Here is a 15346-nt window from a genome sequence, read left to right on the forward strand (position 1 = left end):
CGGATGATCATTTCTGCGCCGCGGCATTTTATCTGTTTACTGTTCAGGAACCGCTCAGAACATGCCTTGAACCTATAAAGGCGTTCTCTTTTTATGAGCAAATCATTGATATTTACATCAAGTATCATTTGCTGTAAAAAGAAAGATACAAAAAAAAGAACAAATTACGATCTATACTTGTTGATTTTTTTATGATATAATAGTACACGTCAATCAGGAAAACGGATTTTGAACAATTACCAAACTTCCGCAGGCATAGAAAAAGACAGCTTTGCGGCAGTAACCGAAACCGTTATCATAAAATTTTACAACACGATTGGGAAAATACACTTGGAAAGGAGAAGGCAGGGATTCCGCACACCAGGCTATCTATCGTTACAGATGTTCAAGAGAAAAAAGGAGGATCATGTAAATATGTCCAACAAACATGGTTTACTGAAAAAAGCAGTTTCATTCATCATGGCTGCCGCCATGACGGTTACAAGCTTTGCATCTTTCCCAGCTTCTGTTCTGGCTGTGGGAGGAGACACGTTCGACATCAACCGCGAGGTTTCGCGCCGTTTTACGTCGGAAAGCCTCGTACTGCTCCGGAACAACGAACAGGTTCTTCCGCTGGCTAAGGAGGACAAGGTCGCCGTTTTCGGCTCGACACAGGTCAACACGTTTAAGACCGTTTTTGGATCGGGCAGCACCGAGGGCATCGGCATTGGATTTGTCAACACCTTGGACGCACTGAAGGGCAAGACAACCGTCGACGCCGAACTGGAAAGCATGTACCGTGAATTTGCAAGGACCAATCCGCCGAACTTCGGCATGACCTATATCGACAATGAAATCCTTTCCGAGCGTTCGATCGCGGAAATGACGCTGAACGATGAGGTCGTTTCCGCTGCCGCACAGCGCAACGACAAAGCGGTCATCTTCATCGGACGCACCAACGGCGAGGGTTATGACTGGAAGCTGGAGGACGAGTACCAGCTGCGCGCCGAGGAACAGCTGATGATCGACCTGGTCACCAAGTATTTCGACAAGGTGACCGTGGTGCTGAACACCGCGTCCCCGATCGACATGACCTGGGACAGCGACAAGATCGATTCCATCCTGTGGGTCGGTATCGTCGGCGATCAGGGCGCGAACGCCATCGCCGACGTCATGAGCGGCGAGGTCAACCCGTCGGGCCGCCTGACCCAGACCTGGGCCGCCAAATACACCGACACCCCGACGCATATGAACTATGAGATGACCAACTACCCGGAAGGCCTGCACGGCCCGGAGGTGGAGTATGAGGAAGATATCTACGGCGGATACCACTACTACGATACCTTCAATGTCACACCGAAGTTCCATTTCGGATTCGGCCTGTCCTACACGACCTTTGACACCCAGATCGATTCCGTCACCGCGGACAGCGAAACGGTTACGGTGAAGGCGACGGTTGAGAACACCGGTTCGGTCGCGGGCAAAGAGGTCGTACAGGTTTACTACAGCGCGCCGGACGGCAAGCTGGAGAAAGCGTACCAGCAGCTGGCGGGCTTCGCGAAGACCGATCTTCTGCAGCCGCATCAGAAGCAGACGGTGACTATCTCCTACCGCACGAAGGACATGGCTTCCTATGACGAGGCGCTCGCGCAGTACATCCTGGAGCCGGGCGAATATGTTGTGCGCGCCGGCGATTCCTCCCGTTCGACCCATGTCGGCGCGGTTCTGACGCTGGACGGCACCGCGGTCACCGAGCAGCTCTCCAACCAGATGACCGAAGCCATCCCGCTGGAATGTCTGAGCAAGGAAGGCGCCACACCGTACTCCTATGAAGGCGAAGCGGAAGAAATCGCGGCCGCAGACAGAATTGCGCTCAAAGCCGCCGATTTCGTCACGGAAAACAAGGCAAACACCATCACCGACGAACCGGAAGAGCTTGAAGGAAGCATCGAAGCGCAGTTTCAGGATGCCGTACAGCAGCAGCTGTACATATACGGCACATCCGCCGCCAATGACGCAAAGGACCTGTTTGAGGTTCCGGGCAAGGTCTACTGTGCGGATCTGGGTGTCAATTTCGCTGGCTTCGTCGTGAACGATCCGTCCGGCGATGCTGACGGCTACAAGAGCGTCACGGTACAGAAGGCCGGCACGAAGATGCCGTTCGACATCGACCGCGCCTATGATTATGAACACGAGCTTTCCCTGCGCTACAGGGTGGAATCCGCATCCTCGGTGACACTGCGCGACCAGAATGACAACACGCTGTGCACCTTTAACCTGAACGAGCTGGACCAGTGGGCGACCGCGACGGTTTCCGGCGTCGATCTGAGCGGCGTGACCGCTCTGGAGCTTGTGATCAACAACGACAACGTCAACCTGAACTGGCTGAATCTCCGTTCAGAGTACTTCGCAGGCGTTGTGAAAAGCTCGATTCCTTCCGGCACCTACGGTAAGCCGCTTTTGGTCTCCTTATACAACCGGGACGAAACGGACGCATACGCCATCCGCTACACAACCGACGGCTCTGAGCCGAACGCGCAGAGCGCGCTCTACACCGAACCGATTGAGGTCAGCTCCGATATGACCATCAAGGCGTACGCCATCAAGAGCGGAAGGGCGGACAGCAAGGTCATGACCGCCGACTACGTCATCGACACCGGCGCGGTCACGGAAAAGGCGCCGCAACCGCAGGTCGTCTTCTTGGGCAAGGACGGCGAAAACAACCAGCGCATCAAGCTGAACGCACAGGCCGGTATGAGCGTCTTCTACACGACCGACGGCTCAGAACCGACCATGAACAGCACGCTGTACGCCGCGCCGTTCAGCGCCGCGAAGGGCACAACCGTCAAGGCGATTGCGGTCGGTTCCGGATATCTGACCAGTGACGCCGCCGAAATCCGCGTCGCCGACGTCGGTGCGCCGACCGCGGGCCTGGAGACGCTCGGTACCTATGAAAAGGGCGGCAGCATGACGCTGAGCGCGGACGAAGGACTGGATATCTACTACACCATCTCCAGGAATGGAAGCGAACCGCAGGACCCGACCACCCAGTCCCAGAAATATGATGAGCCGATTGCGTTTGACACGACCGGCAAAACCATCATCAAGGCGATTGCAAGCGACCCGCAGTCCGGCACAAGCGAAACGGCTGTCTTTGTCTACAACATCGTGGATAAGCTGCTGACGCTGGAGGACGTCTACTACGGCAACGCAACCGTAGAGCAGGTCGTCGCGCAGATGACCGTCACCGAGCTGAGCGAAGTGGTCTGCAACTCCGGCTACTCGACCCGTTTCAGAAGCCCGAACGTACGCTATGCGGACGGACCGCTCGGCGTCAAGGTCAGCAACTTTACAAAATGGGCGGCGCCTTCGCTGCTTGCCTGTGCATGGGATGTCAGCCTGTTCGCCGAACAGGGCAACGCCATCGGCAAGGAAATGGTCGAGGACAACATCGACTTCTGGCTGGCTCCTGGCATCAACATCCTGCGCGACCCGCGCTCCGGCCGTAATCCGGAATATTATTCGGAGGACTACCTGCTGACCGGTATCCTGGCTTCCTCTGTCATCCAGAATGTACAGAAGCACAATGTCGGCTGCGTCATCAAGCACTATGTCGGCAACGACCAGGAAACCCACCGCAAGCAGTGCGCAAACGCCATTGTATCCGAACGCGCCATGCGCGAGGTCTATCTGAAAGCCTTTGAAATCGTGGTCGAAACCTCCCAGCCATGGGCGCTGATGACCACCTACTGCGACGTCAACCGCATCGCCACCGCGACCAACTTCGAACTCTGCACCGCGATTCCGCGCGGCGAATGGGGCTTCGAGGGAATCATCATGACCGACTGGGGCTGCTATGCCAACCAGGGCATGATGATGTACGCGGGCAACGATATGGTCATGCCGTCCGGCAGCATGCAGGTCGTCGGCGATGCCGTCCGCAATCCGGATGGCGTTGACAAGAACGACCCGAACTATACCAAGCCGACCACCAAAGCCATGCTGCAGCGGAATGTCGCCAACATCTTCAGCATGATGTCCCGCACCCGCGCTTTCTCCGGCATAGTTGGCCAGCCGCAGAAATACCAGTATGAGGTTCCGGAAACCAAGTGGATGACCACCTCCAAGGAAACCTCTGTCACCAACGTGAACGCGTCCGCTTCGGCAAACGGCGCCGTCACACCGGCTTCCCAGCAGGTTACGGTCGGAAACGACGCGGTCATCACCGTCACACCGGAGAGCGGTTATGTGGTGGACAGCGTTTCCATCGAGCCGAACAGAGAATACATTCTGAACGGCAGTGAACTGACCGTCAAAGCGGTTGAAAACTATACCAACGTACAGGTATCCTTCCGCCAAATCGCGGAGAATCCGGATTTTGACGCGCTGAACGCGCTGATCACATCCGCGGAGAACCGGATGCAGAGCGTTACGGTCGGCGGCAATCCGGGCAACTACCTGCCTTCCTCGATACAGGAGCTGACGGCGGCGGTCGATGCGGCAAAAGCTGCCGCGGGCGACGCGGACGCTTCGGTCATGGATATCGAGCAGGCGATCCTCTCGCTCAAACAGGCGATGAACAACTTCGAAGCGCAGGTCGTCACGCAGATCACCCATGTCGTCACCCGTGAAAGCATCAACAAGATCAAGGCCATCGAGCATGCCGACGCGAGCAAGGTCATCGGCTCCGAGAACTGCAACGACAGTGACGGCGGCAGAAACACCACGGGAACCTATAAAGGCACCTACCTCTCGTATGTCATCGACGTCGCGGACGCGGATGTATACAGCCTGTGCGGACGCATCTCGACCAACGAGGACGGCTGCGGCTTTGAGGTCTACATCGACGGCGAGCTGCAGGGCACCATCGTACAGGAAGCAAAGACCGGAGGCTGGCAGAACTGGCAGACCAGCGACCCGCTGAAGGTCAATCTCGAAGAGGGTCTTCACACCTTGAAGGTCGTCTTCATCAAGAGCAACATCAACGTCAACTACTTCACGCTGGAAACCAGCAACAAGAATGTCACGGTCACGACCGACGGCAACGGAACGGTCGACCAGTCGTTCCAGAAGGTTGAGATGGGCAAGGACGCCACGATTAACGCGATCCCGAACGACGGCTACATCGCCGATTCCGTCGAGATCACGCCGCAGACCGACTACACGCTGCGAAACAACGTGCTGGTTCTGAAACGCATCATGGCGGACACCGAGGTCAAGGTGAACTTCCGCAAGCTGCCGGATGCGCCGGACTTCGCTTCTCTCGGACAGCTGATCGATTCGGCGAACCAGAAGCTCGGCAGCGCGGTCGTTGACGGTTCTGTCGGCAACTACGCACCGTCTACGGCAAAGGCATTCGATCAGGCCATCAAAGCAGCACAGGCCGTTCTGGACAACAGCGAAGCGACCATCATGGACGTCGAGCTCGCCATGTACGACCTGAAAGACGCCATCAAGGCGTTTGACAACGGCAGGCTGACCGCGAAGGCCTTCATCCTCACAAACGACCAGGAGGTCAAGATCAAGGCGACCGACCATCAGAAGACCAGCGACGGTATCGGTTCCGAACCGTGCCAGGATGAGGACGGCGGAAGGAACCCGATCTACACCGACGGCGGAACCTGGCTGGAATACAATCTGGAGGTTCTGGAGGACGGCTGGTTCACCTTCACGCCGAGGGTATCGGTCAATCAGACAGGCGCCGGATTCCGCGTCCTGATCGACGGTGAGAACATCCATTCCTACGGACCGCTGGATTCCACCGGCGGCTGGCAGAACTGGGTTACCTCAGACACCTTCACCGCGAAGCTGACCGAAGGCGCGCACACCATGCGCATCGAGATGTCCCAGAGCGGCATGAATGTCAACTGGTTCAAATGGAGCCCGGTGAAAGCCACATTGTCCTCTGAAACCCTGTCCATCCATGAGGATGAGGGCATCATCTCCGGCATTGACCTGAGAACATCGGCTGCGGATGTGCTCGCACAGCTCAGCAGCAATGTATCGCTCAAGCTGGCCGACGCCGAAGGAAACGAGCTCGCTGCCGACGCGCACGTCACGAGCGCCACGAAGCTCCTGCTCGTTTCGGGCGGCCAGACAATGGCTGAATATGCGCTTTCCGTCAAAGGCGATCTGGGCGCAGGAGACCCGAACCTTGCGGCACTGATCGGCGTCAAGGCCCATATCCTTGGCAAACAGGAATTGACACCGCTCCAAAAATACAGCGCGGATGTGGACGGCAACGGCAGAATCAATGTCCTTGACCTGCTTCACATCAAACTGATGATCCTGAACGGAGATTAATGGATTTGACCTTGGATGGTCAATCCCGCTTTCTGTTCGGCAGCATCCATAAAAGCTTATAGAAAGGTCCCGGCCGCAGTTTTTCTTCGGCCGGGACCTTTTTTATGGGTTCATTCAGACTGCTTTATGGGCTAAAGAAGCGAAAAGACTTTATCATTTCCTCTGCTGATCTCAAAAGAGGATGAAGCGATCGCCTATATACAAAATGATGGTACTATGTTCTATCCAATATTGGTGTACAAATATTCCCATGGTAAAATCATAGTCCTTATGGTATCATTACTTCTAGGAAGATCCCAATTATGCGGTGTGATAACAGAATCTATGAAACTTCTGAAATGGCACATACCGCTCATAAGCCAACATCGAACCGCACAGAATGTCATGAAACTTTACATCATATCCTCTATGATATACTCATGCGGAAAGGAGCGAGACAATGGATTGGATTACAGGTATACAGCGGGCAGTGGATTACGTGGAAGCTCATATAACGGAACCCATCGACTATGAAGAGGCGGCAAAACGGGCTTATTCGTCCAGTTTTCATTTCCAGAGGGTTTTCAGTATCCTCTGCGGCTTTACATTGGGCCACTATATTCGGATGCGGCGGCTCTCTCTTGCCGGGAACGAGCTTGCGTCGTCGGATATCCGGGTCATTGACGCCGCGCTCAAATACGGGTACGATACGCCCGAAAGCTTCAGCCGTGCTTTTACACGGTTTCATGGGGTATCCCCTTTGCAGGCAAAGCAGGCAGGCGCATCGCTCAAATCCTTTTCTCCGCTTTCCGTAAAACTGGTTTTACATGGAGGAACTACGATGAATTACAGAATTGAAACCAAGGACGCGTTTCAAATCATCTGCAGAAAAAAGCAGATTTCCGGCAATGAGGAGATGACACAGGAGGTCATAGCACCCTTTTGGCAGGAATGCATCTCAGACGGCACCATCCAGGCACTGTGCAAATACATTCCAGCGAATGATATTTTCTCCGACTGCATCGTTGGAGCAAGCTTCGGCAGGGATGCCGGTGATCCAGAATTCCCCTACGCCATCGGCGCTCATTACAATGGTATGCCTGTCACCGACGCCGGTCTGACAGTGGAGGAGATCCCCGCACATACCTATGCGGTATTTCCCTGCGTCGGCAGGATGCCGCAGGCGATTCAGGCTCTTTATCAGCAGATCTGCAGCGAGTTTTTCCCTTCCAGCGAGTATCAGCCCTGCGGCGGAACAGATTTTGAAGCCTATCCGTCAGCAGATGTGAGTGATCCCAACTATGCCTGTGAAATCTGGGTCGCGGTGGAGAAGAAATAGCCGAAACCTAAGGTTTTGTCATCGTCAAGCCGAAAAGAAAAGACGGCTGACAGCACGCACAAGACTAAAAGAAAACAACCATTGTAATCTAACCTCAGAAGGTTCAGATTGCAATGGTTGTTTCAGCTATGAAATAACTGCAAAAAATCCTGTGCCGGCATGGATACAGCGGTGGACAAAAAGAAAGAGCCGAAACGCAAATCGTATCCAAACCCAAACTTGGGTTTGCGTTGCAAAAAAGATACCCGTCTAAACGCGGAGACAAAACAAATGGCCCCTCAACTTCGTGAGAGGCACAATGTGTATGCAGGCTTAGCCTGCTGGTGCCGATAGTGGGACTCGAACCCACACGGTGGTTGCCACTGGAACCTAAATCCAGCGCGTCTGCCAATTCCGCCATATCGGCATGAGATTTACCATTGCCATAATTCATAAAATCGATGCAACCGCCAATTTTATTCCATCTGCATAACATTTAAATGTTATCATATAAGTACCGGCTTTGTCAAGTCTCTGTTCGGCTCATAGAAAACATAAATTTCATGAGAAGCAGTTCATCGCTTCCGTTTATCTTATACCTCAACAGATCGAAATATCTGCATGCCTGAACCGCTCCCCAATGATATCGATACGCGCTGTTTTTGTCTATGTTTCATCCTGCAAGCCTAAGCCCTCCTGCAACTATCGGTTAAGAACCACCATTTTGAGGTTTTCCATGATGTGCAGCGCCTCTTCATGGCAGACGGCATCACTTCCCGCGACACAGCGTGCATCGATCTGAATCGCCGCTTCCGGCAGCGCGGCCTGACACAACACGGCATTGACGAGGACACATACATGGCTGACAACACCGGCAAGCTCCACCGCATCGTACTGCTCTCTGCGAAGCAGCTCAAACAGGTCAGCCGATCCGAAGGTATGCTTGCTCAGGATTCGATCGGACGGTTGTCTCAGCTTTTCTATGTTTCCATACAGCTGCCATGCCCAGTTCTCATCGGCGTCTGCGGATGGATGGCCGGCGGTTGCATTTTCAAAGAAGGTATCCATGGTAAAGATGACGTCATAGCCGCCTTCATGATACCAGTTTAATTTTTCGCACAGCGCGGGTTCTATCTGCCTGGCCTGAGCAAAGCCAAGCGGACCGTCCACAAAATTGTTTTGATAATCCACTATGATCAAAAGTCTTTTCACACCGTATCCCTCTTTCTTCTTATCTTCTGTTAGGATACGCCGTTTTGGACAGAACAATTCCCCAGGAAACCGGATATTTCAGTTCCGGCCTTCTGGGGAATTCTTTTCATTTAAACAAACCACCAAAGAATGGCATTGACCAAGCAAAGCCCAATAAAGATCAGCATGCCGGGATTGGCAATCAGCAGTGCGGACATATCCGCGCCATAGGTGGGAATCTCTGGTTCCCGAAAATGGATTCGTTTGCGTGCCGAAACTGCCAGGACGATACCCGCTATAAGGGCTCCGAGCACCAGAACGGATACCAGGAGGGTAACCGGCGGAATCGCCAGTCCTGCCAGCAGAGGAAGACCGGACCCAAGCAGATTGACGGACATGTGCAGAAGGATCGCATACAGGATGGTTCCGGTTCGAAGCGTGACAAACGCAAAGATCATGCCCAATACAAAGGCATACAGCATCTGTGAAAGATTGCCGTGGAACAATCCAAAGATAAAGCCCGATGCAAAAATGCAGAATTTCTCACCATAGGGACGCAGTTTACGAATCAATACGCCGCGGAAAACGAATTCCTCCAAAATTGGCGCGATGACCACCGCAAATAGAAATATGATCAAAACGTTGCTGTTTTGAAGACTGTCCAGCGGATTGGTGGGTTCATGGCCAACGGCGTTGGATATCAAGCCGCTCAGAAACAGTGTGATATAGTTGCTCAGATACATCATGGACATGCTGATTATCAGGAGCGGTACAAACTCTCCCAAACGCAGCTTCTTTCTGTATGCCGGCTCAAAGTCCGGCAGCTTTCTCATCACCAGCAGGAACAATGGGATTCCGACAAGATACTGCGATACCGCCGACAGCAGGTAGGAAAACCAATCAGCTCCCAGCAGCCCGGGCGCGAACGCGCGGACCAGCAACAGGATCAGGATCTGAACGGCATAGGTTGACAGCACCATGGTGCAGAGCGCCAAGCCGATTCTCGAAAAGTTCTTGCGGAGCGTCTTCTGCTGAAGGCGCACCTGATTCATATCAATGATCATACAGCACCCCGCACTACTTGATCAGGAAGAAGTATGCGAGCACGATGATGCCCAATACAATCCTGTAATATCCAAACGGTTTGAAATCGTGTTTCTTGATAAAGTTCATCAGGAACTTGATTGCAAAGATCGAAACGACAAACGCCACTACCATGCCGATGAGCAGCAGCAGCCATTCTGTGCCGGAGAAAGCGAGGCCATGCTTGAGAATCTTAAGTCCGCTTGCGCCGAACATGACCGGGATTGCCAGGAAGAACGAGAATTCCGCCGCCACGCTGCGGGAGCATCCGAGCAGGATGGCGCCCAGGATCGTCGAGCCGGACCGGGATGTGCCCGGCACCAGGGCGAGCACCTGAAAAACGCCGATCAGCAGCGCCGTTTTATAGCTCATATCGGTGAAGCCGGTGATGGCGGGTTTCTTTTTGCGGCTTTCCAGGATGATAAACGCAATGCCGTATACAATCAGCGCAATGGCAACCGTGACGGAGTTCATCAGCAGCGCATCGATCTGCTCCTCGAACAGAAGGCCGATGACCGCGGCCGGGATGACCGCCACCAGGACCTTGCCCCAGAGGGAAAGTGTATCCCGTTTCTGGACCGCCGTTTTCTTCGGGGAGAACGGGTTCAGCTTGTGGAAATACAGGCACAGCACCGCAAGAATCGATCCAAACTGGATCACCACGAGGAACATATTGAAAAATTCCTGCGAGGTGTTCATCTTGACAAACTCGTTTGCCAGAATCATATGTCCGGTGCTGCTGATTGGGAGCCATTCGGTGATTCCTTGAATAATGCCCAAAAATGCGGCCTTTAACATCTCTAAAAATTCCATGTTGATCTCCTTTTTCTCGTAGTTCCGATGTTCTTTCAAGCGGATCGCTGTATGCCGCGAACCTCCTGAAAGAACATCGGGCATGTCTGACGGTTCTAAAGCGCTCTGCAACCGCGGTATCAGCCTGCGTTGCGACGCAGAGGCCCCATCATCCTTCCCTGTTCATTACCCTACTATCCTTATTGTCCCTGTGCTTAGATTATGATGCTTTCGGCGGAACCTATACAAAGTTCCTCAAAACCGGAGATGATCCCATCATTCCACAGCCTTGCTTTGGCGCTTTCCCGCCGCCTAAGCACCCACAGAATCAAAATTCCTCATAAGCCGCTGTTTGACCCGGCGGCATTCAGCGGAGATGCTGTCCACCACCCATCATGACGCAGCGTATGGGGAGCTTGTGAGGAACTGTGATCCGGCAAGCGGAATCCGCCGGGTCTGAGCCTTCCAAAAAGCTGTGGCCAGAACCAGCATCAGGCTTCCTGAGGCTCATCCTCAAGCAATCGTTTGCACCGCGCCAGCACCGCAGCCTGCTCCTTGGTGATCTGCGGATAATCCGGATGCAGTTTTTCTATGCGTTCTGTCAGGATCTGTGCCACAATGGCGCGGGCATACCATTTTTTATTCGCCGGGATGACATACCATGGAGCCTGCTCGCTGGCGGTCGCAGAGATGGTCTTCTCATAAACCCGCTGATAATCGGACCAGTACTGCCGTTCCTGAATATCGGCCTGGTCGAATTTCCAGTTCTTCGACTTGTTGCCGATCCTTGCAAGAAGGCGCTTCTTCTGTTCCTGCTTGGAGATGTGCAGAAACAGCTTAATCGGGATGATCCGGTTCTGAAGCAGATAGCGCTCGTACTGGTTGATCTGTTCGAGCCGCTGGTTCCAGAATGTCTCGTCGGCCCTGCCGGACGGCAGAAGCGCCGGATTAATCATGCCGCTGTGCACACGGGTTACCAGAACATCCTCATAATAGGAGCGGTTGAACACGCCGATCTCTCCCAGCTTCGGCAGCTGCTCGCTGACACGCCACAGATAATCGTGCTGCAGCTCCTCGGTGCTGGGCTTTTTAAAGCTGACCACCCGCACGCCCTGCGGATTGACGCCGGAAAAGACATGCTTGACAACGCCGTCCTTGCCGGCCGTATCCATCGCCTGCAGGATGACCAGCACCGAAAAGCCTGCCTGCGCGTACATTTTATCCTGCAGCTCGGCCAGAAGGAAGCGGCATGCTTCCAGCCGCTTCTCCGCTTCTTCCCGATCCCGAAACAGGGATATATCGGAAGGGTCGCAGTCCGACAGCCTGCATGTTGATGTCACAAGGTATTTGGAAGTTTCCATCTGCCATACCTCCATTTCCGGGAGGTTCTCCCCTCCCACCGATTTTTATCAAGCATGGTCATCCATGCGGATATCGATGATTTCCGAAGCGACGAAACCGCTCTTTCCCCTTGGCGGATTGTCCTTCGGCTTTGCATTAGGCGGTTGACATCGCTTTTACACGACATACCAAAGACAACAGGACGGCGTCATATCGGGCCGATTCTCAGCCGGCCCGCAGCCTATCCAGATACACCGCAGCCTTTACTGCGCTCCCGCCGGCTTGGGCAGACGGAAATACCGGGCGGTCAGGTCGTGGATTTTTTCGGCCAGGCCGTCATTCAAATCCTCTTTTTTTACCCGCCAGCGCCAGTTCTTCCCGACGGTGGACGGCTCGTTCATGCGGGATTCGACCCCCAGGCCAAGATAGTCCTGCATCTGCGCGACCGAAAGCTCGCTGACGCTTGCGCAGATGGCGCGAATCATCCCCCAGTTTGCGCCCTCCTCCTCGGACAGGCAGAGGTACTTGTTCACAAACGCGCGGTCCTCCGGAAGGATATCCTCATACCACGCGCTGACCGGCAGGTTGTCGTGCGTGCCGGTGTAGACGACGCAGTGCTGGATGTAGTGATGCGGCAGATAGACGCTGTCCTCCCTGGAATCAAAGGCAAATTCCAGCACCTTCATGCCGGGATAGCCGGTATCGGTCAGCAGCCGGCGGACGCGGTTGGTCAGATAGCCGAGGTCTTCGGCAATGATGTCCACCTCGCCCAGCTCCTGCTTCAGGATCTCAAAGAATTTGAGCCCCGGCCCGTCGCGCCATTCGCCGTTGGTGGCGGTTTCCTCGCCATACGGAATGACCCAATAGCTGTCAAACCCGCGGAAATGGTCGATGCGCACCTTGTCATACAGCTTCATGATGCCGCGCAGGCGGTTCATCCAGAACTGGAAGCCGTCGCGCTCGAGGTACTCCCAATTGTAGATCGGGTTCCCCCAAAGCTGTCCGGTCGCGCTGAAGCCATCCGGCGGCACACCTGCGACCAGCGTCGGCCGTTTATGCCCGTCAAACAGGAACGCTTCGCTGAACGTCCAGCTGTCCGCGCTGTCCGCCGCGACATAAAACGGAATGTCCCCGATGATCCGGATACCGTTTTGATGCGCATACGCGCGCAGCGCGTTCCACTGCTTAAAGAACAGGTACTGGATGAACACCCAGTAGTTGATCTCATATTCCAGCTCCCGCCGGTACTGTTCCATCGCCTGCGGCCGGCGCAGCTTGATGTCCTCGTCCCAGTCCTGCCAGGGCAGCTCGTTAAACCGCTGCTTCAAGGCCATAAACAGCGCATAGTCCTCGATCCAGTAGGCATGCTCCTGCCGGAACGCATCCACTTCGGGACGCAGGCGGTTGTAGCCGCTGACATAGGCCTTTTTCAGCACCTTGAAGCGGGAGCGGAAGATCTTCGCATAGTCTATCGACTCCGGGTTATCCCCCCAGTCGAAGTCTTCGTAATCCCCTTCCAGAAGCAGGCCGTCCTCGCGCAGGAGGTCGAAATCGATGAAGTACGGATTGCCCGCAAAGGTGGAGAAGGACTGATATGGACTGTCCGCATAGGAGGTCGGTCCGACCGGAAGGATCTGCCAGTACTGCTGTCCGCTCTTCTTCAGAAAATCAACAAATTCGAACGCCTCCCGGCCCATCGTACCGATTCCATATTTGGATGGGAGGGAGGATATATGTAACAGAATGCCGCTTGCTCTCATAAATCATGGTACCTTTCCCGGCGCTTCCGCGAAAAAAGCATACGGCGGCCATTCCCGCACAGCGCCGCGCCTTTGCGTCCGCAAAGCCCTGCACTGACAGAAACATCCGCCGGGTCCCCCCGCTCTTTGCCAGAAGCCCTCAATGTATTCTCAAAAAAGGCGGCGCCGTACAAGGTTTGCCGCAGCCGCCAATACTTTCTACATCTTATCATATTTTCAGGGAAAAAACCACTCTTTTTTTCTATTAATACCGCAGCTGCATGAATTTTTTGCGGCAGAGCGTCATGATGCTCTCCCATTTGACCTCTCCCTTTAAAAAACTCCGCACCTGCTCCCCGAACAGCTGCAGCCACTGATTGGGAACCGCACGGCAGAAAAGCGGCGTGGACACGCCGGAGGTGTATGCCGCACGAATTTGGCGGCTCAGGCTGTCGCTCTGCGCTGCCGATTCCTCCACAAACGGATTGATCCATTTCATCGAATCGAGGTAAACTCTCCCCTCCTGCGAGGTGTACAGCCAATTGAAGAACTGCCCCGCCCCGCTCAGATTCTCCTGCGACGCGTTCTGGTTGAACGCCCAGTACATGGAGATCCCGGTGACAAGGGGATTGTCCTCCTGATTCAGGAACGGCGTGGGCAGCAGCGTATAATCCTCCTGCAGCCCGCTCTTCCTGAGCGCTGAAACGGTCTGCGCGTCCGCAGGCATGATGGCAGCCTTCCCGGTGAGCAGATAATCCTCAAGCACCTTGCCGGCATCCAGCTTGGTCTGCGCGCCCTTGTTCTGATAATAGACCGAAAAATCGCTGAGGGTGCTGACCATCTTTCTGGCCGGTTCGGTCGTTTCGGGTTCCAGTACGACCTCTTTGGCCTTCCACATGGCAGAGAGGTCCCCGTCGAACTCCTCCTGGAACAGCGTGTTGCCGAAAAAATTCGCCAAAAACAGCGGGGCGGACGCCGGCAGAGCACAGCATGACGCCAGAGACGGATATTTTTCCCGGAGTTCTCCCCCGGTGATCTTTTTATCCAGTTCCTTGAGCGCCTGATGAAACCCGTCATACCGCAGCATCTTCGCGGTGTCCAAGCCCGCTTCCGTCAGTATCTCCTTGTTTGCCAGCAGCCCAAAGCTCTCCACATAGGCCGGAATGCCATAGACCCGCCCGTCTTTTGTAACGGGCTGCAGCGCGTTGTCATCCGCCAGATATACCCAATTCTGCAGCGAAAGCTCCGCCAGGTATTTCTCATAATCGGCCATTCCCTGCTGTCCGCCGATACAGAATACCGTCAGGTCATCGCCGTTCGTCAGCCTTTTCAGGAGCTGCGCGTCGTAATCCTGCCCGCTTTCCAGCGTCAGGATGTGAACCGAAACGTCTTTGTACTGCTGCATAAATGCGGCGGCGGCTTTCTCAAGCTCCCTGCCGGTTTCAGCGTCGCACGGGAGGATGTTGACCGTCGCGCGGCGTGTATCCACCAGCGACGCGTTGGAGCGGCTTTCTTCCGATGCGCCGCTTCCCACACGCCGTACGGTGCATCCGCAGCAGAGGCACAGGGAAAGCGCCAGCAAAAGGGCGGCGCATTTCTTCAAAAAAATAACCAACAGTCT

At 54.6% G+C, this 15346-nt stretch carries 8 protein-coding genes and 1 tRNA gene; 2 read left to right on the forward strand and 7 right to left on the reverse strand.

Going from position 1 to position 15346, the window contains the following annotated elements; translation table 11 throughout:
• Positions 1-414: 414 nt before the first annotated feature.
• Entirely contained in the window at positions 415-6282 is a 5868-nt protein-coding gene (locus tag BN348_RS13175) for a chitobiase/beta-hexosaminidase C-terminal domain-containing protein (RefSeq protein WP_052446802.1), read from the forward strand.
• A 439-nt stretch (positions 6283-6721) separates the two neighbouring features.
• Positions 6722-7600, forward strand: a complete 879-nt coding sequence (locus BN348_RS07640; RefSeq protein WP_040197244.1) for an AraC family transcriptional regulator — start codon at positions 6722-6724, stop codon at positions 7598-7600.
• Between the two features lie 321 nt (positions 7601-7921).
• On the opposite strand, the gene BN348_RS07645 is transcribed toward BN348_RS07640, so the two are convergent.
• The 7 genes from BN348_RS07645 to BN348_RS07675 all read right to left on the reverse strand — a co-directional run bounded on the left by BN348_RS07645 (position 7922) and on the right by BN348_RS07675 (position 15340).
• Positions 7922-8006: transfer RNA gene (locus BN348_RS07645), tRNA-Leu, on the reverse strand.
• Between the two features lie 275 nt (positions 8007-8281).
• Positions 8282-8791, reverse strand: a complete 510-nt coding sequence (locus BN348_RS07650) for a cysteine hydrolase family protein (protein ID WP_040197245.1) — start codon at positions 8789-8791, stop codon at positions 8282-8284.
• A gap of 110 nt (positions 8792-8901) precedes the next feature.
• A complete protein-coding gene (locus BN348_RS07655; RefSeq protein WP_040197247.1) occupies positions 8902-9834 on the reverse strand; it encodes a CPBP family intramembrane glutamic endopeptidase in 933 nt (310 codons plus the stop codon).
• Between the two features lie 13 nt (positions 9835-9847).
• Entirely contained in the window at positions 9848-10666 is an 819-nt protein-coding gene (locus tag BN348_RS07660) for an undecaprenyl-diphosphate phosphatase (RefSeq protein ID WP_040197285.1), read from the reverse strand.
• Positions 10667-11136: 470 nt separating this feature from the next.
• A complete protein-coding gene (locus BN348_RS07665) occupies positions 11137-12006 on the reverse strand; it encodes a polyphosphate kinase 2 family protein (protein ID WP_040197286.1) in 870 nt (289 codons plus the stop codon).
• A gap of 243 nt (positions 12007-12249) precedes the next feature.
• On the reverse strand, positions 12250-13746 hold the full coding sequence (malQ, locus tag BN348_RS07670; RefSeq protein ID WP_040197248.1) for a 4-alpha-glucanotransferase: 1497 nt from the start codon (positions 13744-13746) through the stop codon (positions 12250-12252).
• Between the two features lie 244 nt (positions 13747-13990).
• A complete protein-coding gene (locus BN348_RS07675) occupies positions 13991-15340 on the reverse strand; it encodes an ABC transporter substrate-binding protein (RefSeq protein ID WP_040197249.1) in 1350 nt (449 codons plus the stop codon).
• Between the last annotated feature and the right edge of the window lie 6 nt (positions 15341-15346).

The organism is Candidatus Soleaferrea massiliensis AP7 (genome assembly GCF_000820765.1).
GTDB classification, from domain to species: Bacteria; Bacillota; Clostridia; order Oscillospirales; family Ruminococcaceae; genus Soleaferrea; species Soleaferrea massiliensis.